A 25,752-nucleotide genomic window follows, 5' to 3' on the forward strand; every position below is an offset into this window, starting at 1 on the left:
TGTAAGTATCCCGCATAATCGTGCCATTCACATTTAGAGACCCTCCGGCATAATCACTCTGCCAACAAAGGAGATCGCTATGCGTAAAGCCCGTTTTACTGAGCATCAGATCATTGCTGTAATTAAATCGGTTGAAGCCGGACGAACCGTTAAAGATGTCTGCCGGGAGGCCGGTATCTCTGAAGCCACCTACTACAACTGGAAGTCCAGATACGGCGGCATGGAGGCTTCTGATATTAAAAAGATCAAGGATCTTGAGGACGAGAATCGACGTCTCAAACAGATGTTTGCCGACCTGAGCCTTGAGAACCGGGCGCTGAAAGACGTTATCGAAAAAAAGCTTTAAAACCAGCCTTTAAGCGTGAGCTGGTCACTCATCTGATAACGACATTTGGACTCAGTATCCGTCAGGCCTGCCGGAGTCTGAACCTGAGCAGAACGGTTTACCATTACCGTCCGGATACCACGCGTGACGAACCCGTTATTGTCGCGTTACAGGCAGTGGCAGAGCGATACCCACGGTACGGTTTTCCAAAACTTTTCCAGGTTCTGCGGCGGCAGGGATACCCGTGGAATCACAAAAGGATCCATCGTATTTATTGTCTGCTGAAGCTGAATTTTCGCCGTAAAGGCAAACAACGGTTGCCGGTGCGTAATCCCTCGCCACTGGCCACACCGGAAGCGCTGAACCAGAGCTGGTCTGTCGATTTTATGCATGATGCTCTGGTCTGTGGCCGTCGTTTTCGCACGTTCAATGTCGTTGATGACTTTAACCGTGAGGCATTGTCGATTGAAATCGATCTGAATCTGCCAGCTTTGCGCGTGGTCCGTGTACTCGACAGGATCGCGGCAAATCGCGGCTATCCGGTCATGCTACGCATGGATAATGGTCCGGAATTTATCTCACTTGCACTGGCTGAATGGGCAGAGCAACATGCAGTAAAACTGGAATTTATTCAGCCGGGTAAGCCGACGCAGAACGCTTTTATTGAGCGCTTTAACCGAACATACCGTACAGAAATACTCGATTTTTATCTGTTCAGAACGCTGAATGAAGTGCGGGAAATCACGGAAAGATGGGTGTCAGAATATAACTGTGAACGCCCGCATGAATCACTGAACAATATGACGCCGGAGGAATATCGGCAACACAATCATTTGGCCGGGATCTCAAAAAATGCCTGGAACTAAAACGGGTCTATTTACAGTATCAGCTGATAAAGATCAAAATTACCTGAATCTGCTGAGGTTTTAAATGGGTGCAAAACCTTGTAAGTTCAAATTAGTGTGCCTGTTAGAGTCGCTACTTATGGTAAATATAATAGATGTCTACTCATCCTTTTCCCTTCCCATCCTCAAAACCTCATAAAATGTTCCTCTCCCAAGCCCATCCGACGGCAATTCCTGCTCCTGAGCCAGAACCTTCAGCTTTTGAAGTATCCTATCCGAAGCCGGTTTATCAGACGTACCGTACCGTCCGTCAGTCTCCTCAACCAGAAGCTGAACCAGCAGCCAGCAGAGTCGGGCAGTATTCTCCCGTGCCTTGTCGCGCTTATGTATCCCACGCTGGGAAGGTTGTATGGATGCAGTGAGATCCGGCAGCGCATCGTCGCCGAGCGTCTTCAGCCACTTGCGGCCACGGCTATTACGCGACAGTTTCATCACCGCCTTCAGGCTACGGTCTTTTACTTCTGACGGCGTCAGTTCGTCATCAATAAGCCGCCAGGCCAGGGCAAACATCTCATCGGCATAGAACATGCGCTTGTTCGCCGGGGCACTGACCATGCCTGTTGCCTTAATGGTCCGGCTGATGGCGTCGTGCAGGATACGGTAGTTTTCCTGATGTTCTTCCGGCAGGGCGTTTGCAGGTTGGGAAGCATCGAGGCCTAGAAGCAGAAGGGCGAGATGCCGCGCTTCCAGCAGCGGCATATCGCATTCCCGTTCAAACAGATTCTGACGAATGGGACTGGTCACATTATTCTCCTTCCACGATCCGCAGCGGTTCTTCCTCACCGAGCAATGCCTGCCGTCTGGCAGCATCAACGTAGTTTCCCCACCACTGCATCAGCGGTCGCCTTTGTTCCAGATAGTCGCTGCAGTTGTAGGCCGCTTCGATCTCATCTTCTTTCTGGTGCGCCAGCGCAGATTCCAGGACTTCACGGGGAAAATGACCTGCGCCCGCCGTTCTGGCGATGCTGCGCATGCCGTGGGCGACCAGCTCGCCACCAAACCCCATTCGGATAAGTGCGGCGTTCGCGGTTTGCTGGTGCATGTGCTCCAGTGGTTTGCGGATGCTGGGGAAGACCCACGGGCGATGGCGACTAACGGGCTCCATAACCTGAAGAACGCGCAGCGCCTGTTTGCTGAGCGGCACCGTGTGCGAACGGTTCATCTTCATAAAGGTGTCGGGGATGCGCCATTCCGCTTTTTTCATATCGATGTCGCACCAGCGGGCGCTGACGGCCTCGCCGGGGCGAACCCAGGTCAGTAGCTCCCATTCGATAAGGCAGCGGGTTTCCTTGCGGATAGAGGCGTTTTGTAGTGCCAACATTAGCCTGCCCAGTTCGCTGGGGTGAAGGGCGGGCATGTTCTGCTTTTTCGGTTTCTTGAAGCGGGCGACCAGGTTGTCTGCTGGATTAAACTCGATGAGCTCTTCGGAGATGGCGAAGCGGAAGATTTCATTGAGCCGTGAGATAACCCGCCGCAGCGTTTCGAGGATGCCCTGTTCTTCCAGCGGTGTGAGGTGTTCCTTGAGCATCTTCGGGCGGATTTCGGTAACGGGTGTATTGCCCAGAGAAGGGAAGACGTGCATCTCCAGCGAGCGCCAGACATCTTTGGCATGATCTTCGCTAAGATCGCTGGTCCGTTTCTTCTCTTTGAGCCACTGTTCCGCAACTTTTTCCAGCGTGCTTTCATTCTGGAGTCGTTGCTCCTCTGCAACCTGCTCCAGATGGGCCTGTGGGTCGATGCCCTGTACGAGTAAACGCCGGTATTGCAACCTGAAATCTCGCGCCATGGCGAGGGTGACTACCGGGTAGGGGCCAATGCTGATTTTGGTCCGTTTTTTCAGCGCCGGGGGAGTGTATTCGAAGTACCAGATCTTTCTGCCGGATGGCTTAATCAACAACGCCAGTCCGTCACCATCGCGCAGCATATACTCGGTCTTCTGCGGCTTGGCGGCAGCGATCTCGGTATTGGTTAGGGATTTCAATACCTTAGGCATGTTTTTGCACCTTGTTTTTTTAGCGTTCTGGCAACGCGGTGCAAAACAAGATACATAATGCTCAAGATTCATACAGAGATCATGACCACACATGCAACAAAAAAGCCTGCAACTCGTTGAAGTTACAGGCTTTTTTAAGGTTCATGATGCATCATGAATGAATGTTTGGTGGAGCTGGCGGGAGTTGAACCCGCGTCCGAAATTCCTACATCCTCGGTACTACATGCTTAGTCAGTCTTTACATTCGCCTGGCACCTGCGGACAGACACGCCACTACCAGACTAGCCTGATTAGATTTAACGCTTCAACCCCAGGCAGGGCCTCCACGCGATCTCTTTTGGGTTTGACCTCTCTTTGATCCCCGTCTTAAGAGCGGAAGCTAGGGAGAGAGGGCTCAGAGCAGGTTATTAAGCTGCTAAAGCGTAGTTTTCGTCGTTTGCGACTATTTTTTTGCGGCTTTTTACGAGGCCAACCGCCCCTCGGCATGCACCTTGGGTTTCGCGAATCCCGTCGAATCCAGAATCAGCCCCAATGTGTTAGAGCAAGTATAACAGACTTGTGACACGCGTGACCAGCCCCCGCAACCCCTAATCCTCAAGGATTTAGCGCTCGCGCAGCGCTTCTTTTGCGCGATTAAACGGTTTGATTAAATAGTCGACGATGGTTTTTTCACCTGTTTTTATATCCACTGTGGCAATCATGCCCGGTACGATGGAGAAATGGCGTCCCAGTTTGTTCTGTAAGAAGTCCTGATGCGTGCGGATAAACACGCGGTAATAGAAGATTTCCGGTTTCACTTTGTCCTGAATGGTGTCCGGAGAGATGGTTTCGACTACGCCTTCCAGGCCGCCGTAAATGGCGTAGTCATAGGCGGTAATCTTCACCAGCGCCCGTTGTCCAGGATGGATGAACGCGATATCACGCGGCGACAAGCGGGTTTCTATCAGCAGATGATCGTCCAGCGGCACAATCTCCATCATCTCGCCGTTGGGCGGGATAACGCCGCCGATGGTGGTGACCTGGATGTTTTTCACAATACCGCGCATCGGCGCGCGTACGGTCAGGCGGGTGACGGAATCCTCGCGTCCTTTTAAAATCGCCGCCAGCATGTCCACTTCGGCGTTAGCTTTTGACAGCGCTTCCCGCGCCTGCACGAAATATTGCGAGCGCAGGTCGGTGATTTTTAATCCCAGATCGCTTTTTTGTCGTTGCAGGCGCAGCACTTCTACGTGGCTGGCGGCGCCGCTTTTCTCCAGCCGTTGGGTGATGGCCAGTTCTTTATTAACTGAGACCAGGGCATCTTGCAGTTCCGCCATTGAATCCGCAAGCTGCGCGCGACGGCTTTTATACAGGCGAGTTTCGGAGGCGATGAGATCCGGCCATGCGCGCAGTGAATCGGGAAAGACCAGCGGCAGATCGTTAACTTCGGCATTAAGCCTTGCGCTGGAAGCCAGTGAGGCGCGATAACGGGCGGCGCTCTCCCCAACGTTGGACTCAGAACGGGTAGGGTCGAGGCGCGCCACAATTTGATTGGCCTGCACTTTATCTCCCTCGCGTATCGTAAGCTCAGCGAGAATGCCGCCATCCAGCGACTGCAAGATTTGCTCTCGCGAGCTGGGGATCACTTTCCCGCTGCCGGTTGAGACTTCATCCAGCTTGCCGAAATATGCCCAGATACCCAGGACGGCAAACAGCAGCGTGCTGAGCAGAATAATGCGGCTGGCCCCGGAAAAACGGTGCTCGCGGCGGATATCGAGGTCGTCCATGGCGGCATCATGCGGATTGGTTTTCATTTTTCCACTCCCGACCGTGAGTTGGGGCGGGTGCCCGACTCGCATTTAATGCCTGCGCTTTCGGGGCATCCATAACCAGTTGGCCTTCTTTTAATACCACCACGCGTTCGACCAGCTCCAGAACCGGTACGCGATGGGTGGCGACAATCAATGTGCGGTTGCCTAGCCATTGGTTCAGGCGCTGAATAAACTCCCGCTCGGTATGTTCATCCAGCGAGGCGCTGGGTTCGTCGAGCAGCACGATATTGGGCGATCGCAGCAGCATTCTTGCCAGCAGGATCGACTGCCGTTGTCCACCGGACAAACCGTTGCCGCCCTCCATAATGGGATGCGCCAGCCCTTTGGCGAGCTGTTTAACGAAGGCTGCCGCGCCGCTGACCTCCAGCGCTTCGAAGATCTGCGCGTCGCTGGCATGCGGCGCGCCGAGGGTCAGGTTCTCGCGCAGGGTGCCGAAAAACAGCCGCGCATTCTGGCTAAGAAAACCGATGTTGCGGCGTAAATCAGCCATATCGATCTGCGCCAGACTCAGGTTGTCGAGCCGGACATCGCCCTGGGTAATCTCCACTCCGCCCGCCATGGCCTGCAGTAGGGTTGATTTCCCGGCACCGTTACGCCCGAGAATCGCCACCCGTTCGCTGGGCATGACCTCCAGGCGCGAGATGCGCAGCGGAACGCGCTGATCGTCGCTGTGGTAGCGAAAGTGTGCGTTCTCAAACAGATAATGACCGTGAAAAATCTCCTGATGTACCCGGTCTTCGTCGTACTGCGTTTCGGTGGGGAGCTGCATGATGCTGTCCAACCCCATCTTCGCCGCCTTGACCTGTTGCCAGCGGGCCAGCACGCCGCACAGATTAGCCATTGGGGCAATCATTCTGGAACCGAGCATCGAGGCGGCCACCACGGCCCCGGTGGTCATCGTGCCTTCAATGACCATCGGCGCACCAAACATAATGATGGCGGCGTAGACCAGACTTTGTACCGACATGCCCCAGCCAATCAGCCCCTGAGTCAGCCTGCGCGTGCGCAGCCCGGACTCTCCGGTAATGCGGATGTAGCTGTTCCACTGCTGTAAAAAGCGGTTTTCAGCCTGCATCAGCTTGATGTCTTCCAGCCCCTGGACGCTTTCGACCAACACTGCGTTGCGCAGGGTGGATTCATGGGCAGCCTGGTTGGCGAGCACCGCCAGCTTCTTCTGTAACAACAAACCGGGCAGGATCATCAGCAGGGCCGCGACGGGCGCTATCCATGCCAGCGGCGGGGCGATAAAAGCCAGCACCACGATAAACAAAAAGAAAAACGGCAGATCGACAATGGTCGACATGGTCGAGGAGGTGATCATCTCGCGAACCTGTTCCAGCTCGCGCAGTTGAGAAATGAAGCTCCCCGTCGAGCGAGGGACGGCGCTGTTACGCAGGCGCAATGCATGGCTGAATACGCGATCGGAAATACGCATATCGGCGCGTTTTCCGAGCAGGTCCATTATGTGGGTACGCGCTTCACGCAGCAAAAAGCCAAACAGCACCGCCACCAGAACGCCAGTGGAGAGAACATACAGCGTTGGATAAGACTGAGCGGGGATCACCCGGTCATAAACCTGCATAGAAAAGATAATCCCGGCGAGCGACAGAACGTTAATCAGAAAGGCGGCAATCATGACCGGCAGGTAAGGGCGGATGTCCTTTAACACCAGTTCGCGCATCCAGTCGGGCTTGAAGCGCGAAATATAGCGGTCTACCCGACTGTCCTTCAGCGCCGACAGCGGGCGCAGCGCGGTAATACTCACGATCTCCGGCAGAAGCTCTGCGACCGTGAGCCGGTTACGCTGGCCCCCTTCGGCGATGATAAACACATCCAGTGCATCTTCGCCGTTGAAATGCTCTATCACCATTAGCTGGCCGTCGCGCAGTTCCGCCACCACCGGCAGATGCCACTGACCGAACGCCTGCGTGGCGGTATCCAGCGCATGAAATGACAGGCCCGCCTGACGCGCCAGTTGCGACAGGGCCGTTGCCCGGCTTTTTCCCGCAAACCACGGGGCGTTGGCCTGGATTGCGCCGGGAGAACAGGCCACGCGATAGTGATTGGCAATATGCGTCATCGCCAGCGCCCACTGGCTAAGAGCGTGTTCACTAATCGCATCTTCTGCATGTGAATCGAGGTCGCTCATAGCTTGATCTCCACCGATTGAATGCTGCGATTATTTAAGGCGAACGCCTGGCGAAGCGAGCCAGTGTTATAGAGGCAGTTCAGCTGGAGCTGGCGCAGCTGGTTTTGAGTCTGGAGTTCGGCAAAACGGGCCTGATACACCTCTTGCTCGGCGTTAAGCACGTCGAGCAGCGGGCGCGAACCGAGGTCCAGATACTGCTGTTGATAAAGCTCGCGCGTTTGTTCACTCAGTCGCTGCTGGCGGCGCAGAATCTGCAGGGCGGTGGCGAGGCTCATTGCCTGGCTGCGGGACTCCAGTAATTTTTGTCGTACTTCGAGTCGGGTGCGCTGGATGGAGTATTGTGCAGACTCTACCGCATGGCTGGCGGCGTTGCGCCTGGCGGTGAGTCCGCCCCCCTGATACAGCGGCATCTCAACTTTTACCCACGTGGAGTACTGGGTTTTGTCGAGTACCTCATGGCTGGGGTATTTGTCGTTGAGATAATGCTGAACCGACGGTTCCAAAGAGATGGTGGGCGTCATCTGCGTGTTGGCGTAATCGAGATTTGCTTGTGCCACATTCGCTTGTGCCCAGGCCGCCAGAACCGCGGGAACCAGTTTATCTTCCGGTTTGACCACATCGCAGCTGCTGTCCAGTTTGGCCGGGAATTCGTTGCTGATGCCGTTAAGTGAGTTCCAGCCGAGGTAACTCATCAATGTGGCCTTACTGCTGTCGAGATTGGCCTGATACTGCGCCAGCTGAGAACGTGCAGACTCGATACGCGCATCGGTTTGCACCACGTCGGACAGCGAGGTTGCCCCTTCATCATTGCGTTGTCGGGTCAGTCGACCAATGTCGTTTAAGGCGGTGAGCTGTTCTTCGGCGGCATCCACCATTTGTTGCCACGTCTGCACCTGGACTATCGCGTTGGCGGTTGCGTGGGCGATGGTATCAATACTGAGTAACACATTCGCCTGCTGTTGTGCGGCTCCGGCGGTCTCGGCGCGGACCTGGCTTGCCACTTTGCCGAAGTCGTACAGCATTTGTGACACCGAAATAACCAGCGCCGGGCTAAAGCCGTGGTCGGAATAGGTATTGCTGTAACCGTTATTCATTCCGGCAGAAACCTGCGGGTAATATTTCGATTTCGCCACGTCGATCTGCTCGTTTTGTGAGAGCAGTTTGCCGATCGATTCACGAATAGAAGGATGCCAGCTCACGGCACGACTTACCGCGTCGTTGAGCATCAGGTTGCCGGGGGCGGCAGCGCTCAGCGGCAGATCGGCAACCGCGCCGTCCAGCGAGGGAAGCATCTGGCTGGTGGCCAGTCCTTCCGGCGTAATAATTTGCGGTTCATCTTCGGCATTCACCCGCAGGGTACAGAGCGTTAATGCCAGAAGTAATGCAACAGGCGCGACATTTTTCATAGTTTATCCCTTACAAAATACGGCAGCGACGACTGTTATTGCCCCGGACGTCATGGCATCCGGGGCTGTAGTTATGGCGCTTTAATGCATTGCGTTAACGTCAGGGTACAATGTGATTTTGTTGCACCAGCTCATCGAGCGTGGTGTGTACGTTCTCCAGCGTTATGAGATTGGTTGAGTGATATGTGTTGCCCGTACCGTCGCGGTCGATGGCAATCACCGTGTTGTTACCGCTGGTGGTTACGGTGAGGTAGTTGCCGAGCGTAGCGTTCTGCCCGTTCCAGCCCACCAGCAGGTCGCCGATATCTATTTTGTCACCCTGGGCCAGCGAGAAGTTGGTCCAGGTATCGGTAGCACCATTGCTAATGTTGCCGCCGGTAGCGTCGTTGGCGTTGAGCAGGTGATAAATCAGCGTATCGCCGTAGGCGCTGCCAGTCAGGCGATCGGCATCGACGGTACTCACCACTTGCGGATTCATATTGATGGTCAGCGTAGCGGTATCGGTATGGCCATTCTGGTCGTTAAGGGTGTAGGTAAATGTCTCTTTGGTGACGATGGTGGAGAGCGAGACATCGCTGTTGAGGGCATAGGTGTAATGACCATCAATGCCAATGGTCAGTTTGCCGTACAACCCGTTAATGATGGCGCTGGTCGTGCTACTCAGCGGATCAAGCGTGGCGGTACTGCCGCCCGTGCCGTTCACCGTCAGCAAGGTATGCACGCTGGCAATATGGTCTCCGTCATAAATATTGCCGGTGACGCTGTTCGCTGTGGAAGTCTCGAAGTTTTGCAGGTCGATTATCGTGCCTTTCACGCTGGGGGTGATGGTGATATTCCCCAGCCCCAGCCCCCCGACGCTTCCGGTATAGTCGAGGCGATAGTTGCCGGGGTGCAGTACGATCCCGTTCAAGGCTATATCGATATTGCCGCCAACCAGCAATCCGCCATTGAAAGAGTTACCGGCAATCTTGATGTTGTTGCTGTCATACAGCGCCCAGGTGACGGTCAGCCCGCCCAGCGTCAGACCTGACGCGACGTTAAAATGCAGTATGGCGTTTTGCACCGCCGTTCCCGTAGCGATTTCAATGACGCCAGTACCACTTTTTGAGGTGGGTGAAAGGAGTTGGGCACTCCAGCTGGCGTTCCCGACGCTGTCGTCGGTAAACGACCGGGAAGTATCCGCCTGGGTGGTGACCGCCATCGTGCTGCTGACGTCATTTACTGCATCCAGCGCCTGCGGTGTTGGTTTGATATTCAGCGATGCACTGCCGGTATCACCGTTTGGTGCTTTGACCTTATACACGAAACTGTCCGGCGTATTGATACCGTCTGCGCCCAGTCCGCTTCTTAGCGTGTAGGTGTAGTTCCCTTTCGCATCAATAGTCAGCGTGCCGTACTGCCCGTTAATGGTGGTAGTGCCCGTTCCGTTTACGGTGACACCGTTAACTTCGGTGATAACGGTATTGGCCGGAGCCGAGTCGTTGACCAGCAGGTTTCCATTGGTTGTCGCACTCAGGCTGTCGACGGCGTAGGTGTGATCGGCCTGGATATTCAGGGTATAGCTGGTCAGCAGCGTCAGACCGCCGGAGGCGTTAAGCAGGAACAGGTAGTCACCGCCAGGCAGGGTGATGGTGTAATCCGTTGAGCTACCTCCTAGCAGCGCCGTGACCCAGTTGGGCTTCACGCGGAACTGCTCATACTGCTGAATGGACTCGTTGAAGCGATAAACATAGAGATCAAAACCGCCAACCGTGACGCCGAGAACGCTGGCCTTGACGGTCAGCGTGCGGGTTGCGCCATCATCCACATTAAATTTGATCGGATTGGTTAAACCGTTAACCAGGCTGACGTCCAGCACATTACCCAGTCCGACGTTGGCGAGGGTGAAGCCGGTTTGCTGTGATGTGCCATGATCAACCGCGATGACCTGCGTCCCGTAAGTCAGCGCAGCTACATCATCTGCCGCGGTTACCGTACTGGTGGTGGGCGCCTGACCCAGCGTTACCACCAGTTTTGCCGAGGAGTGATCGCCGCCATGCGTCAGCGTGTAGGTGAAACTTTCAGAACGGCCATACACCGAGATTGACGTATTGGTCAGGGTATAGGTGTAACTACCGTTCTGATTGATATGCAGGATGCCGTATTTCCCCTGCACATCAATGCCGCCCGCCGGGATGTTCACGACGTTGCCGTTACCGTCGGTGATGGCGGTGACCAGCGTGCCGGAAGGGGCATTATCCTGCCCGTTGGCGGGATCGGTATCGGTGATGATATTCCCGGATTCCGTGGTACCGCCGGTGATGGTCCCTGCGCTGGCTTTTACCACTGAGACATCAAGGCTGGTGTATGCCCCGGTCGCCAGCAGGTTGGTGTTGTAGCTGACCACGCGGTAATCACCGCCAGTCAGTCCGCTGTAATTGAGCGTTACGCCCGAGGCGCCCAGGGTGAGCAGGCTGGCAAAGTTTGGTTTCCCGGTATCCACGACTGTCACCCAGGTATTCAGCGCGGTGTCAAAGCGCTGGATGACGACTTCAAGCGTGTTTAAAAGCGACAGCACCACGCCGGTTGCAGCGGCATTGATCGTAATGGATCCGCTGCCGCCAGAGGCGATGCTGAAATTCACGCTTGCCGTATCGTTCCCCAGCACGTTGGCGACATTTCCCAGCGCATTGACCAACAGGAAACCATAATCGCTTTGATGCTCGGTGCTGACGGTGACATCGGTTTGTAGCGGCAGGCTGGTGACATTGTCTTCAGCCAGCAGCGGCAATACTGGTGCGAGAGCGCTTGTCGGCGATGAGGCATTTCCCGCCGCATCGGTCGCCGTGGCAGACAGCGACTGCCCTTCAATTTGGCGAACCGGCAGGTTGACGCTGTAGACACCGCTGCTGTTGGCGATTGCCGTCACGCTGGTGCCGCCGGGCAGAGAAATGGTGACGGTGCTTCCCGCTTCGGCGACGCCGCTGACGGTACCGCCATCGGCGCTGATCAGGATCGTTGGTGCGGTCGGTGGTGTGGTGTCCACAATTACGCTGAACGAACCGGACAACCCACTTGCGCCGTTGGCGTTGGTTGCCGTGGCGGTAAACGCATGGTTACCTTCGCTGAGTGCACCGGATGGGGTAAAGCTCCAGATCCCGTTACCGTCTGCGGTCGTGAAGCCCATTAGCACGCCGTTGTTGTACAGATTGATGACGGCGTTAGCCTGCGCCGTTCCGCTGAGCGTTGGCAGGGTGTCATTGGTGGTTTTACCGGGAGCGACGGGTCCCATGATAGTGCCGACGTCATCGAGCACGCTGGCAATAACAGGCGCAGGTGGTACGCCGGTAAACGGTGCCAGCACGTTACCCGCCGTACCGATGTTGCCTGCGGCATCCTGTGCGCTGACCAGCAGAGTTTGCCCACTGATTTGCGGTGGGTTCAGAGTGAAGGTGAAATTACCGGAGGCGTTGGCGGTTGCCGTGCCGAGTACCGTTCCTCCGCTGGAGGTAATAATGACCGTGCTGTTTGGCTCGGCAACGCCGGTGAGCGCGGTGCCGTTGGCGTTTACCGCCAGCCCGGTTGGGATACCCGGGGCAACGGTATCGACCACGATCGCTGCCGCAGACGATATGCCACTGGTATTACCCGCACTGTCCGTTGCAGTGATGGTAAACGAGTGGGTACCTTGTGCCAACGCGGTAGTCGGGGTGTAGCTCCAGTTGCCGCTGCCGTCCGCCGTTACGCTGGTGACAAAGCTGCCGTTATCATAAATATCAACTCGCGCGTTGGCTTCCGTGATGCCGTTTAACGTTGGGCGCGCGTCATTGGTCGGCTGATTGCTGCCAATCGGCCCGGTGTTTGGCCCGACATCGTCAATAATGCTGCTGATTGAAGGCTGCGTCGGCGCCGTGGTGTCAACTACCACGCTAAAGCCTGCCGTCGCGCCGCTGGTGTTGCCCGCCGCATCGGTGGCGGTGCCGGTGAAGGTGTGCGATCCATTTGCCAGCGGTGTGGTTGGGGTAAACGACCAACTGTTATTGCTTTGCACCAGCGCGGTACCCAACAGGGTGCTTCCGTCATAGATGCTGATGGTGCTGCCTGCCTCGGCGGTGCCGTTCAGCGTCGGACGCGCATCGTTGGTCAGCTGTCCGTTGCTGAGCGCTGCATTGAACACGCCGCCTGCGATATCATCCACCACAGAGACCAGCAGCGGGACGGATGGTGCAATGGTGTCGACATTAATCGTAAACCCGCCTGAGACAGGACTCACGTTCCCGGCGGCGTCGGTGGCGATGGCGGTAAACACATGCTGACCGTTACCCAGCGTGGCAGGCAGATATTCCCAGGTGCCGTCTATCGTCGCAGTCACCGTTGCCAGCAGCGCGCCATTATCGTAGATGGCTACCCGGGCACCGGCTTCCGCTGAGCCGCTGAGTACGGGGCGGGTGTCGTTGGTAGAGGCTCCGTTCGATAGCGTTCCGGTTCCCGGCTGCACGTCATCAAACGCCTGGATAATCGTTGGCGCAAGCGGGGCGACGGTATCAACAACGATGTTAAATCCTGCAGATGTCGGGCTGACGTTTCCGGCCGCGTCGGTGGCTGTTACCGTCAGCGCGTGGTTACCGTTGCTAAGTTGGGTTCCCGGTGTGAAGCTCCAGGCGCCCGTACCATCTACAGGAGCAGATCCGATCAGCGCTCCGTTATCGTAAATTTTCACCGTGGAATTGGCTTCTGCCGTACCGCTAAGCGTCGGGAGTGGATCGTTCGTGGCCTGACCGTTGTTCAGATTTCCAATCAGTGGGCCGACATCATCCGCAACCTGAGTAATCACTGGCGCTGTCGGTGCCAGAGTATCGACAGTGTAGGTAAAGCCACCAGAAGGCAGGCTGGTATTGCCTGCGCTATCTGTAGCCGTGACGGTCAGAGTATGCTGGCCGTTACCCAATGCCGCGGAGGGCGTAAAACTCCAGTTTCCGCCTGCGCCGACGATGGTGGTGCCAATCGGCTGACCATCGCTCAGGACGGTAATCGTCGCGCCAATTTCACCGGTACCGCTGAGCGCCGGGCGACTTTCGTTGCTGATTTTCCCATTGGAGATTGGCCCGGTTGTCGGCGCGGTATTGTCCTGAACGGTCAGAATTACCGGTGCAGACGGGGCAATAGAGTCCAGCTCAATAGTAAACGATGATGATACTCCGCCTGTGTTCCCCGCCTGATCTGTGGCAACGACGGTGAAAATATGTTGCCCCTGTCCCAGCGGAGCATCCGGAGTGAAGCTCCAGTTACCTGACTCGTCCACCTGAGTTGTACCTATTTCAGCGCCGTTATCACGGATCGTGATGATGGCGCCAATCTCGCCTTTGCCGTTCAGGGTAGGCTGCGCATCGTTTGTAAGCTGTCCGTTGGTCAGCACGGTATTGCCGAGCTGATCGTCAATTACTGAGGTAATGCTCGGTGCGGCTGGCGCCAGCGTGTCGACGACGACCACAAATGGTGGCGTTGTCGGGCTAATGTTACCCGCGTTATCTGTAACGCTGGCAGTCAGCGAGTGGCTTCCTTCTCCGAGAGCAGGGGCAGGCGTAAAGCTCCAGTTGCCATTTTCGTCGCTGGTGGTTGTGCCGATTACCGTGCCATTATCGCGGATGGTAACAACCGAATCCGCCTCGGTAACGCCAGCAAGCGTTGGGGTATTATCATTGGTCAACTGCCCTGAGGTCAGGGGCTGGATCGTACCAACGTTGTCCGTGACCGTCACAATAGATGGCGCATTCGGTACCAGGGTATCGACAATGATCCGGAAATCACTGGATGGATCTCCCTGGTTGCCAGCGGCGTCCGTTGCGCGGACGGTAAAGAGATGATCGCCTTCTCCCAGCGGTGCTGTCGGGGTAAAGCTCCAGAATCCGTTACTGTTTACGGTCGTTGTGGCATAAGCGATACCGTTATCGTAGGGGGTAATGGTTGCCCCGGGTTCGCCAGTTCCGTTGAGCGTCGGACGTGAATCATTTGTAATTTGCCCTTTATCCAACGATCCAGTGCCGGGGGCAACATCGTCGATAATGCTGGTGATCGTTGGCGCTTGCGGTGCCGTCGTGTCGATGGTGATAGCGTAGTTGGGTGACTGACCGCTCAGTATGTCATTGACGGTTTGCGCCACAGTGAAGTTATAGGTTACGCCATTAGTCAGTGGGTCGGGTAACTGATAACTCCATGCGCCAGACACGGCATCGGCAGTTACCGTGATGGGGAGCAATGTGCCATTTATATAAATATTAACAGTCGCCCCTGCTGTGGCCGTCCCTTGCAGCAACGGTAATGTGTCATTGGTAGTTTTACCGTTGCCAATCACCCCCATGATAGGCGCAATGTCATCAACGATCTCAAGCGTTGGTGGATGAGGAACGCTGGAGGTAGCAGCGCTAAACGTTGTCGGGTCGCTTTGATTTCCGGCGGGATCCTGAGCGATGGCGTTGAGCGCCTGACCGGTTGTTTGTGCTGGCGAAATTGTGACAGCGAAGTTACCTGAACCGTCTGCGATCCCTTGGCCGAGGATCGTGGTACCGCTGCGAATGATGACGGTACTGCCTGGATCGGCAGAGCCGCTAACCAGCGTACCTTTCGGGTCTACGCTGGTAACCGTAGGCGTTGCAGGCGGCAGGGTATCGACAATCAACGTCAGCGGGTTATCTGCTGTCAGTGAGTTACCAGCGTCATCCACGGCGCCGAAAGTCAGTGTGTGAGTGACATTGGGCGTGAGGGGGACATCCACACTCCAACTGCCGTTAGCAGCAACGGTAGCTGTCGCAATGGCGATGGGATTGTTACCATCGAAAATCAAAATCGTACTGCCCGGTGTGCCGGTACCGCTAATGGTTGGCGTTGTATCGTCCGTGACGCTGCCGCTGGTTAGCGAACCGGTAAAGACGCCAACGTTATCCTGGATATCCGTGACCTGCGGCAACGTTAACTTCGTGTTGTTAACCGTAAACGAAATGCTGTTTGAATTGTCGCTGACGTTACCTGCGGGGTCAGTTGCGGTAGCGCTTAATGTGTAGTTTCCGTTTGCCAGCGCAGTCCCGGGGGTAATACTCCAGGTACCGCCTGCCACCGTTGCAGTACCGATCACCGTACCGCCGTTATACAGAGTGATGATGTCTCCATTGACACCTGTACCACGAATGGTTGGCGTGGTGTCATCGGTCACGGCGTTGGGCGCAAGGTCACCCATGATATCGCCGACGTTATCATTGGCGGCGATAATCACCGGCGGCGCAGACGGCGTCGTGTCGATGTTCAGTGTTATAGCTGTTGATGGCTGGCTGATGTTGCCTGCCGGATCGGTTGCGGTGAGGGTTACCTGGTAAGTACCTGGAGTAACCGGTGCTGGCGGAGTAAAGCTCCAGGTTCCGTCTGCACCTACTGTTGTCGTTCCCTGCAAAGGGGGAGTGCCGTTCAGATAAATGGTAATCAAATCCCCGACGTTTCCCGTGCCGCTAAAGGTTGGCGTGGTATCGTTGGTGTTGCCGTTAGTGACCACACCTGTTACCGGAGCCACATCGTCGGTAATGATTGGCGCGGCTGGTTGTGCGGGAGGTGTGTTGTCTACCGTCAGGGTAAAGCTGGCTGATGGGATCCCCGTGTTGCCTGCAACATCAGTCGCTGTAGCGGTGAATTTGTGCGGTCCGTCGGCGAGTGAGGTTGGGGTAAATGTCCAGGTGCCGTCTGGCTGTACGGTGACGGTGCCAATGGAACCGCCATTATCATAAATCGTAATCTTCGCGCCGGGCTCGCCGGTTCCGGAGAGTTCGGGATTTAAGCTCTTGGTACTGCTGCCGTTACTCAGTGTTTGTAGATTTGTCCCAATCAGACCTTCTGCGGAGCTGATAACAGGGGCTGCTGGTGGGGTGGTATCAATCGTTAGCGTAAAGGTCCCGGCATTACTGGCGTTGCCTGCAACGTCCGTGGCAATAGCGGATAAATTGTGTGAGCCTTCACTGAGCGGTTGGTCGAGTTGAATACTCCAGGTGCCTCCGGGCAAAACAGTCGTGCTTCCAATTGGCGTAGTTCCATCATAGAGAGTGATCTTAGAACCGTCTGTTCCGGTTCCTTTCAGCTCTGGCAAGGTATCGTTTGAACGGCTTCCGGTAGGCAGATCGAACGGTGCATTCCCAACGTCGTCGGTAGCAGCCAAAATGACAGGATCGCCTGGCGGTTGGGTATCTACGGTAACGCTGACCACTGTGGGTGAGGTGATGACATTACCGGCGGCATCAGTTGCCGATACCGTAAACTGATGGGTGCGATCGCTGAGCACCTGATTCCCCGGAACGGTATAACTCCAGGTACCCGAGCTGTCGACAAGAATAACCGTCAATAACTGAATGCCATCGTACAGGTTCACCAGTGAACCTGGCTCACCGGTACCCGAGATGGTTGGCGTATTGTCGTTGGTGACCCAACCGTTATTTGCAACGCTGCCCGTAATGCTGCCAACGTCATCGTTAACCAACGTTATCACTGGAACAGTTGGCGCAATGGTATCGACAATTATTTTCCAGCTTGCCGCGCTGCTGGTGTTATTCGCGGCGTCTGTGGCTGTCACCGTGAAGATGTGAGCGCCCTCGCTTAGCGCCGAGACTGGCGTATAGTTCCAGTTACCGTTGATATCAGCGACAACGGTCGTCAGCAGGGTGCCGTTATCGTAAATTTTGACCTGAGAACCTGCTTCGGCGGTGCCTTCCAGCTTAGGTTTGCTATCGTTGGTGACATCGCCGTTTTTGAGAGGGCCCTGGTACATGGGCTGGTCATCCGTCACGGCGGTGATGATGGGTGTTCCGGGGGCGGTAATATCCGGAGCCACCGCGGAAGTTGGCTGACTCTCGTTATTGCTGCTGTCCGTTGCGGTAACTTTTACCGTTTCGCCGTTCATTTTCGACGGCGTAATCGACACCGTGAAGTTGCCGCCGCTGTCAGCCTGGCCTGTGCCGATCTGATTACCATTGCTGTCTTTTACGGTGACGGAGCTTCCCGCTTCAGCATGTCCGCTTACAGAACCACCGTCCCCGGCGACGATGACGCCGGTAGGCGCGTCAGGTGCCGTGGTATCCGGGGCGGTAATCGCGCTGTTGCCGCTGGTATTGCCAGCCGCATCCGTCGCGTTGGCGACAAGATGTTCTCCGTTGGTCTGCGGCGGAACCAGCGTGGCGGTGAATTCTCCGTTCGAGCCGGCGGTTGCTGTTCCAATTATCGCGCCACCAGGATCCAGAATATGTACCGTACTGTTGGGTTCCGCCATGCCGGTAACCTGATCGCCTGTGGAGTTAATCACCAGATTAGCTGGCGGTTGTGGTGCTGTGATGTCTGGCGCGAGCGCGGTTTCCGGTTGGCTTGGGTTCCCGGCGGGATCGGTGGCAATAGCGGTAATGGTTTCACCATTGGTCTGTGGCGGGTCAATGGTAATGGTAAATGAGCCATCCGTTCCGGCGACGCCGCTGCCGATCTGAAGACCGTTATTATTGATGGTCACGGTACTTCCTGGTTCGGCTGTACCGGTGACGACAGAGCCGTCGGCAGATACGTTCAGATCGTCCGGCGCTGACGGTGGCTGAGTATCGATAGTGATATTGAATGCCGCTGACGTTCCTCCCGTGCCCAGGTGGTTGGTTGCTGTGGTGGTGAAGGAGTATGAGTCGTCCTGCAAGTTGGTGTTGGAGGTCCAGGTCCAGTTGCCGCTGGAATCGGCAAGCACGCTTACAACAAGCGCACCGTTGTTATAAATGTTAACCGTGCTGTTGGCGTCTGCGGTACCCGAGATCGTAGGCGTTGGGTCGTTGGTGGCCTGATTATTGTTCAATGGTCCAGTTGAGGGGGTAATATCATCCACAATGCTGATGATAACGGGTACGCCCGGGTAGCCAGAGTTAGTGGCATTGAAGGAGGTATCTGGCCCGACGTTGCCTGCCTGGTCCTGAATCTTCGCGATCAGCGCTTCACCGTGCGTCTGTGAAGGTGAAATCGCGATGACGAAATTGCCGATTTGATCAACGGTAGTTGAACCCAAAACCTGATTGTTACTACCGATGATAATGACCTGGCTTCCCACCTCTGCACTACCGGTTACCTCGGTGCCTTGCAGGTTTACGGAGGAAATGACCGCGCCTTCAGGCGGGGTGGTATCAACGGTGAATGTCGGTACACTCGTTTCCGTGCTCACGTTACCCGCATCGTCAGTTTGCGTCAGCGTCAGATTGTGAACACCGTCGCTTAGCGGTGTATCCGGTGTAAACGTCCAGTTACCATTGTCATCCACCTGAACCATGCCAATCAGAATGCCATTATCAGAAATACTGATGTAAGAGCCCGCTTCACCAGTGCCTGTGAGTGTTGGCGTGGCATCGTCGGTTACGCCGTTATTACCTATCAAGCCTTTAATGGAACCTGAATCGTCAGTTACTTCTGTGACCACAGGGGCGTCGGGGGCAAGCGTATCGACAATAATCTCCCAACTGTCCGACATGTCGCTGCTGCCCGTACCGTCTGATGCACTGACGGTAAACTTGTGGGTACCGTCTGCGAGCGGAGAGGATGGCGTAAACGACCAGTTGCCGTTGGCATCGATAGTGACCTGGCCGATTTTGACGCCGTTATCAAAAATATGTAATGTGGCATTTGCGGGGCCGGTGCCCTGGAGAGTGGGCGTATTATCGTTGGTGGATTCCTGCTGATTAACAGGACCAGTAATCAGCTCCTGGTTATCGATTATGCTGGTGATAACGGGTACGTCAGGCATGTTAGGGGTTGTTGTTGGCGGTGAGCCGCCATCCCCATTATTACCGTTGCCATTTCCGCCATTTCCGTTTCCGGCGTTATTATCACTCCCGCCGCCGCCGCCGCCGCCGCCGCCGCCGCCGCCGCCACCTGCCGCGAGGCCAATTCCGCCTGCGACCGCGATCCCACCAAGAACCCACGGCCAGACGGCGCCGCCTTCATGGCTTCCCTCGGCAGTCATTAGTGGAGTGAGATCGTCCAAATGCTGGAAATGGAATGCCCCATCAGTATCCTGAACCCACCACAGCGCACCATTACTGTCTTCCAGAACAAGCTGGTTTTGCGCATCACCTTTTCCGACGTAGAAGTTCTTAATGGTGATGGTTTCACCTGAGCGGAGTGTGACAACCAGATCCTGATTAACGCGTGTCAGTTGACTCACCTCCTCACGCGACACCGACAGTTTCACGATAGAAGGCGAACTGAGCGTAACTTCAGAGGATTCAACATTTGTGGAAACGCCAGTTAATTTTGATACAACGGCGAGTAGACGCATATGTTCACTCCTGATGGCATGTCGGGAGTATTAATCCGCAACAGCGCGCTGGGAAAATGAGCAGACAGGGGCCCCGTTCATCATAAAGATGAATTTAGACATGTAATTACATTGATTAGGTCATACAGATGTTCGTTTACTTATCAAATACGTTCGGGACCTGTCGGCTGAATAGTTCTTTCGTATTAGATGATATAGTCAGAAAGAAAGTATTCTGCAACTTATCCATATTAAAAATATATTTGGCTTATTGAAAAGGATACTTTCCGGTGCGTATTTAATGGTTGGTTTTTTAGTTAATTTATTGTATCTAAAGGGTTTGTGATTTAACTGAAATGAGGGGGTGATATAATAAACAACAGTAATAATAGTGTTATTAAATAAGTTTAAATACAGGTGGTATGGTCTTGAAGTTTTATTTTATTAGACTATGGAGTGCTACGGTAATGCCAGGGAAGTTTATTTTATACCTGAACGATTCAGCTCAAATAAACCATAAACTCGATGAATGTATTAGGTGGGTTTCAATAACTAAAAAATAAGGACCAGTCTCAGGATGAGAGACTGGTCATAGGGGAGTAGCGATTAGCGACCAGCATTTTTCATAATACGTGCTTTATCTAACTGCCATTCGCGTTCTTTCACATCGGAGCGCTTGTCGTGCTGTTTCTTACCTTTTGCGACGCCAATTTTCACTTTGCACCAGGCATTTTTCCAGTACAGTGAAAGCGCAACGACGGTATAACCGTCACGATTCATACGACCATACAGGGAGTCGAGTTCACGCTGGTTTAACAACAGCTTACGGGTACGGGTGGGATCACATACCACATGCGTTGAGGCAACAGCCATCGGTGTGAAGTTGGCGCCAAACAGGAACGCTTCGCCGTCTTTAAGGATGACGTAGCTGTCGCCGATGTTAGCTTTACCCGCGCGCAGGGATTTGACTTCCCAACCTTGCAGAGCGAGTCCTGCTTCGAACTCTTCTTCAATAAAGTATTCGTGTCGTGCGCGCTTGTTCAGCGCGATTGTGGCTGAGCCAGGTTTGTGTGCTTTTTTCTTCGTCATAATGCCGCTCAGTATAGGTAATCTGGAATCGAAAAACACCCCATTTCATCCAGCGGGGCGCAAGGCGCTATCTTAGCACGAGTTAGGCTATAGCGTTTTTTTTAGCGGGGGATAAATGGTATTATTTGTGTGATTGATATTGATGGAAATTGTTATGCCTCAGATTAGCCGGACCGCTTTAGTACCTTACAGTGCGGAACAGATGTATCAGCTAGTGAATGATGTTAAATCCTATCCCCAGTTTTTACCGGGTTGCACCGGTAGCCGTGTGCTGGAGTCAACTCCGGGACAGATGACAGCGGCGGTGGATGTCTCGAAAGCAGGGATCAGCAAAACGTTCACTACGCGCAATCAACTGACCAGTAACCAGAGCATCCTGATGCATCTGGTCGACGGACCGTTCAAGAAACTCATTGGCGGATGGAAGTTTACGCCACTGAGTCATGAAGCGTGCCGCATTGAATTTCATCTCGATTTTGAGTTTACCAATAAATTAATCGAGCTGGCGTTTGGTCGTATCTTTAAAGAGCTGGCTTCAAACATGGTGCAGGCCTTCACGGTTCGCGCGAAAGAGGTTTACAGTGTCAGCGTCAGCTAAAATTGTCGTTGAAGTGGCATATGCGCTGCCCGAGAAACAGTATCTGCAACGTGTAACGCTGCAACAGGGCGCTACGGTGGAAGAGGCTATCCGCGCTTCCGGGCTGCTGGAATTACGTACGGATATCGATCTCAGCAAAAATAAAGTGGGCATTTACAGCCGTCCGGTAAAGCTTGCTGATGTTCTGCAGGACGGTGACAGGGTGGAAATCTACCGGCCACTGATTGCTGATCCGAAAGAGCTGCGCAGACAGCGAGCAGAGAAATCCGCTAAAAAATAGCAGACAATAAAAAAGGTGCTCATTGAGCACCTTTTTTGATCTCTCAAACCTACTTGTTGTCGGTCAAAGCAGGTTTGTTATCAATGTTGGTCAAAACGCCGCTGCTGTTAAAGGTCAGCGTCAGTGTTTGCTGGGTTACGCCTTCATGACCAGGTTGCTGACGGAACACATAAAACCAGGTGTTAGTGCCAAAAGGATCGGACATCATTGGTGTACCCAGAGCATAAGCAACCTGTTGTTGCGTCATACCCGTGCGCACTTTGGCGACATCGGTAGGTGTCAGATAATTTCCCTGGTTGATGTCAGGGCGGTAAACCACTCGCTCCAGAGTGGAACAGCCTGCAGTCAACATCAGTAGTACTGCTGCAGCAGCAGTCAGCGTTTTACAGCGCATAGTGATTTGATTCCTTTTCGGGCCCGAGCAGTACGCGGCTCATATGTAATATGCCGATGATAATAGACCTTTCACCACTTTAAAACCTTTTGCTGTCGGGTCGGTCGGCGATTTTATGTTGAACTCAGACCTTAACAAGGTAAAAAAGTTTATGCCGCCAGCAGTTCTTTTGCATTTGCGAGGGTATTGCGCGTTACTTCGCTACCGCCAAGCAGGCGGGCTAATTCCTGCAGGCGAGCGCGTTTATCAAGCGGCTGCATGTGTGTTTCGGTCATCGCGCCATCCGTTTCTTTGCTGACGTAGAAGTGTTGATGGCCACAGCCAGCAACCTGCGGCAGGTGAGTAACACACATTACCTGAGTTGACTCGCCCAACTGACGCAGCATTTTTCCCACTACCGCAGCAGTCGGGCCGCTGATACCGACATCCACTTCATCGAAAATCAGCGCAGGTGTTTCCATTTTGCGTGCGGTAATAACCTGAATAGCCAGCGCAATGCGCGACAGTTCCCCACCTGAAGCCACTTTCGCAATCGGCTGCAACGGCTGGCCTGGGTTAGTGGTCACTTTAAACTCTACGTGATCGGCACCGTCTGCGCTCAAATGATGTTCCTCAAATTTCACATCAATGCAAAAGACACCGTGCGGCATTGAGAGAGTATGCATGCTCTCTGTAATCAGTTGTCCCAGTTCCTGAGCATAATGCTGGCGCTGTTTGTGCAGCATTTTTGCCGTTTCCAGAGCCTGCTGGTGGTGATTATTCACCGCCAGGGTTAAGGTTTCGAGCGAGTCGGCCTGATCGTCTAACTGCTGTTGTTCATCCAGCAATGACTGATAGAACTGTGGCAGCGCTTCAGGGGCAACATGATGCTTGCGGGCCAATGAGATTTGTTTGGAAATACGCTGTTCAAGTTCGAACAAACGGTTAGGGTCCAAATCCAGACGATCGCAATAGTGGCGCAGCTCGTCGCTGGCTTCGCTGAGCTGGATAGTGGCCTCTTCCAGCATATCCAGGATACCGGAAAGTTTGCCGTCCATGCCTGCCAGTTCAGTGACCAGGTGCTTTGCGGTGTACAGTTGGCTTTGCAGGTTGATGTCTTCGCCATCCGCCAGGATAGCCAGCGCCTGTTGGCTGGTGGTGAGCAATTGCCCGCTGTTAGCCAGACGCTTGTACTCTTCATCAATTTGCTCAAATTCACCCGGCTGCGGATTGAATTCGTTCAGTTCCTTTAACTGGTATTGCAACAGTTCCGCCCGAGCTGCGCGTTCCTGACTTTGTTGTTGATGATGCGCCAGATCACGACAGCTTTGGTGCCACAGCTGGTAGCGCGCAGCCATTTCCTGAGTCAGGGACGCTTCATTGGCGTAACCATCCAGCAGAGACTTTTGGTGTTCTGATTTTGTCAGGAGCTGATGCGCATGCTGACCGTGGATTTGAATAAGCAACTGGCCCAGCTCGCGCAGCTGTGACAACGGTACGGCAGTGCCGTTAATGAAGCCGCGTGAACGTCCGTCGCTGCTGATAACACGGCGCAGCAAACATTCACGGCCTTCCTCAAGCTGGTTTTCTTCCAGCCAGCGCAGAGCCGCGGGGGTGTCTTTTAAGGCGAATCGCGCGCAGAGGTCGGCTCGCGTGGCGCCTGCACGTACCATGTCGGCGTCTGCGCGTCCGCCCAGGCACAAACCGAGAGCATCAATGGCAATGGACTTACCCGCACCGGTTTCACCGGTAATAACGGTCATTCCGTTCTGGAAATCGATCTCAAGTTCACGAACGATAGCAAAATTGCTGATGGTCAGTTGTGCCAACATAGCTGTTTTCCTGTATGAAAAACCATAACTGTAATTACATACAGTATAAACTGGTTTTTTATACAGTAAAGAGGTTGGCGTTAAATTAGAATAATTTTTTTGACCAGCCTAGTTTAGTGCTTAATGTGTTGAAATAGCTGTAATCTTTTGGGTGTATCAGGTTTAGATGATAATCACAGCGGCGAATTAATACGTCTTCACCTTCCTGTATAGGCAGGGCGATCTGGCTGTCGCAACTGATTTCCAGATCGTTACGGCGATGAGAGAAGCGCAGGCGAATGGTGCTGCTACTGTTGATCACCAGCGGTCGCGCGGAAAGCGTATGCGGGAACATCGGGACCAGCGTAATAGCATCCAGCGAAGGCGTCAGGATCGGACCTCCGGCAGAGAGCGAGTAGGCGGTAGAGCCGGTCGGTGTGGAAATAATCAAGCCGTCCGAGCGCTGGGAGAAGGCAAAAATTTCATCGATATAGACTTCAAATTCAATCATGTGCGCCACTTTTCCGGGGTGCAACACAACTTCATTGATCGCCGTGCTAATACGCTTCTGGCAATCCTGTTGGCACACCTGGGCTTCAAGTAAAAAGCGCTTTTCGCTGATGTAGTGGCCTTCCAGCACGTCAGCTAACTGTTGGTGGGCATTGTCTGGGTCAAGGTCGGTCAGAAAACCGAGATTACCGCGGTTAATGCCAATAACCTTGATGTCATAACGTGCAAGGGTGCGTGCGGCGCCCAGCATATTGCCGTCGCCGCCGACTACCACGGCGAGGTCTGCCTGCTGGCCAATCTCTGCGAGCGTACCGGTTTTCACATTTTTCAGCTGCAGCTCGTGGGCGATTTGTTGCTCAACGATAACCTCATAACCTTTGGCGCACAGCCAACGGTAGAGCATTTCATGTGTGGTCAGTGCAGTGGGGTGACGTGGATGCCCCACAATGCCAATACACTTGAAATGTTTGTTCATTTTCTCGAGGTCCTTGTAACGAAGATTAGTGACAATGTGAGTACTTCCCTTGAATCCCTGAATCTGATCCCCATAATAAGCCAAGTTAGCGAGATGAATGCGAAAAAAACGCGGAGAAATTCATGAGTAGTAAAGAACAGAAAACGCCTGAGGGGCAAGCCCCGGAAGAAATTATCATGGATCAGCACGAAGAAGTTGAGGCGGTTGAACCAGACGCTTCTGCTGAGCAGGTGGATCCGCGCGATGAAAAAATTGCGAATCTGGAAGCTCAGCTTGCTGAAGCCGAAACGCGCGAGCGCGACAGCGTGTTGCGTATCAAAGCGGAAATGGAAAACCTGCGTCGTCGTACCGAACTGGACGTAGAAAAAGCGCATAAGTTTGCACTGGAAAAATTCGTCAACGAACTGCTGCCGGTGCTGGATAGCCTGGACCGTGCGCTGGAAGTTGCGGACAAAGACAATGACGCTATGGCGGCTATGGTCGAAGGTATTGAGCTGACCCGTAAGTCAATGCTGGATGTTGTGGCGAAGTTTGGCGTACAGGTGGTTGCGGATATCGACGTGCCGATGGACCCGAACGTGCACCAGGCGATTGCAATGGTAGAGTCTGACGACGTTGCTGCCGGTAATGTGCTGATGGTTATGCAGAAAGGCTATACCCTGAACGGACGTACCATCCGTGCGGCGATGGTCTCTGTGGCGAAAGCCAAAGGCTAATTAGCCTCAGACCGGGTAATGCTGATG

Annotated in this window: 14 protein-coding genes and 1 other RNA gene; 4 read left to right on the forward strand and 11 right to left on the reverse strand. The window is 54.2% G+C overall.

Annotated elements, in window-relative coordinates:
• The first annotated feature begins 79 nt into the window (after positions 1–79).
• A protein-coding gene (locus OGY72_RS16050; RefSeq protein ID WP_103848104.1) for an IS3 family transposase occupies positions 80–1,191 on the forward strand; the annotation gives its coding sequence in 2 pieces (ribosomal slippage) (positions 80–341 and positions 341–1,191; 1,113 coding nt in all).
• 138 nt (positions 1,192–1,329) lie between these two features.
• Here OGY72_RS16050 and OGY72_RS16055 read toward each other — a convergent pair.
• The 8 genes from OGY72_RS16055 to smpB form a co-directional block, all read right to left on the reverse strand.
• Positions 1,330–1,974, reverse strand: a complete 645-nt coding sequence (locus OGY72_RS16055; RefSeq protein ID WP_286548284.1) for a hypothetical protein — start codon at positions 1,972–1,974, stop codon at positions 1,330–1,332.
• A 1-nt stretch (position 1,975) separates the two neighbouring features.
• Positions 1,976–3,223 (reverse strand): integrase domain-containing protein, encoded by a 1,248-nt coding sequence (locus OGY72_RS16060; RefSeq protein WP_286548286.1) that lies wholly within the window; start codon positions 3,221–3,223, stop codon positions 1,976–1,978.
• A gap of 166 nt (positions 3,224–3,389) precedes the next feature.
• Positions 3,390–3,753, reverse strand: a transfer-messenger RNA (tmRNA) gene (gene ssrA / locus OGY72_RS16065).
• Between the two features lie 72 nt (positions 3,754–3,825).
• Positions 3,826–4,989 carry a beta-barrel domain-containing protein gene (locus tag OGY72_RS16070; RefSeq protein WP_286548515.1) on the reverse strand — a complete coding sequence of 388 codons (1,164 nt, stop codon included), beginning with the start codon at positions 4,987–4,989 and terminating at the stop codon, positions 3,826–3,828.
• A gap of 7 nt (positions 4,990–4,996) precedes the next feature.
• Positions 4,997–7,183: a type I secretion system permease/ATPase gene (locus OGY72_RS16075; RefSeq protein WP_286548288.1), complete on the reverse strand. Its 2,187-nt coding sequence runs from the start codon at positions 7,181–7,183 to the stop codon at positions 4,997–4,999.
• Positions 7,180–8,589, reverse strand: a complete 1,410-nt coding sequence (locus tag OGY72_RS16080; RefSeq protein ID WP_286548290.1) for a TolC family outer membrane protein — start codon at positions 8,587–8,589, stop codon at positions 7,180–7,182. The genes OGY72_RS16075 and OGY72_RS16080 overlap by 4 nt, the downstream gene beginning before the upstream one ends.
• A gap of 100 nt (positions 8,590–8,689) precedes the next feature.
• Positions 8,690–19,894: a BapA/Bap/LapF family large adhesin gene (locus tag OGY72_RS16085; RefSeq protein ID WP_286548292.1), complete on the reverse strand. Its 11,205-nt coding sequence runs from the start codon at positions 19,892–19,894 to the stop codon at positions 8,690–8,692.
• Positions 19,895–20,479: 585 nt separating this feature from the next.
• Positions 20,480–20,962 carry an SsrA-binding protein SmpB gene (smpB, locus tag OGY72_RS16090; RefSeq protein ID WP_003031211.1) on the reverse strand — a complete coding sequence of 161 codons (483 nt, stop codon included), beginning with the start codon at positions 20,960–20,962 and terminating at the stop codon, positions 20,480–20,482.
• A 154-nt stretch (positions 20,963–21,116) separates the two neighbouring features.
• On the opposite strand from smpB, the gene ratA reads away from it, so the two are divergent.
• Together ratA and OGY72_RS16100 are read left to right on the forward strand one after the other, a co-directional pair.
• Positions 21,117–21,560, forward strand: a complete 444-nt coding sequence (gene ratA, locus OGY72_RS16095; RefSeq protein WP_003826396.1) for a type II toxin-antitoxin system toxin RatA — start codon at positions 21,117–21,119, stop codon at positions 21,558–21,560.
• Positions 21,544–21,840, forward strand: a complete 297-nt coding sequence (locus OGY72_RS16100; RefSeq protein WP_008785525.1) for an RnfH family protein — start codon at positions 21,544–21,546, stop codon at positions 21,838–21,840. The genes ratA and OGY72_RS16100 overlap by 17 nt, the downstream gene beginning before the upstream one ends.
• Positions 21,841–21,889: 49 nt before the next feature.
• On the opposite strand, the gene bamE is transcribed toward OGY72_RS16100, so the two are convergent.
• The 3 genes from bamE to nadK form a co-directional block, all read right to left on the reverse strand.
• Complete coding sequence (gene bamE / locus OGY72_RS16105; RefSeq protein WP_003826401.1) at positions 21,890–22,234, reverse strand: outer membrane protein assembly factor BamE; 345 nt, start codon at positions 22,232–22,234, stop codon at positions 21,890–21,892.
• 149 nt (positions 22,235–22,383) lie between these two features.
• On the reverse strand, positions 22,384–24,045 hold the full coding sequence (recN, locus tag OGY72_RS16110; protein WP_286548295.1) for a DNA repair protein RecN: 1,662 nt from the start codon (positions 24,043–24,045) through the stop codon (positions 22,384–22,386).
• A gap of 85 nt (positions 24,046–24,130) precedes the next feature.
• Positions 24,131–25,009: an NAD(+) kinase gene (gene nadK, locus OGY72_RS16115; protein ID WP_003826406.1), complete on the reverse strand. Its 879-nt coding sequence runs from the start codon at positions 25,007–25,009 to the stop codon at positions 24,131–24,133.
• Between the two features lie 122 nt (positions 25,010–25,131).
• Between nadK and grpE the strand changes: the two genes are divergently transcribed.
• Positions 25,132–25,725, forward strand: coding sequence for a nucleotide exchange factor GrpE (gene grpE, locus OGY72_RS16120; RefSeq protein ID WP_003826408.1), 594 nt, complete (start codon positions 25,132–25,134; stop codon positions 25,723–25,725).
• Positions 25,726–25,752 lie beyond the last annotated feature (27 nt).

This window comes from Citrobacter sp. Cpo221, assembly GCF_030332345.1.
GTDB classification, from domain to species: domain Bacteria; phylum Pseudomonadota; class Gammaproteobacteria; order Enterobacterales; family Enterobacteriaceae; genus Citrobacter; species Citrobacter portucalensis.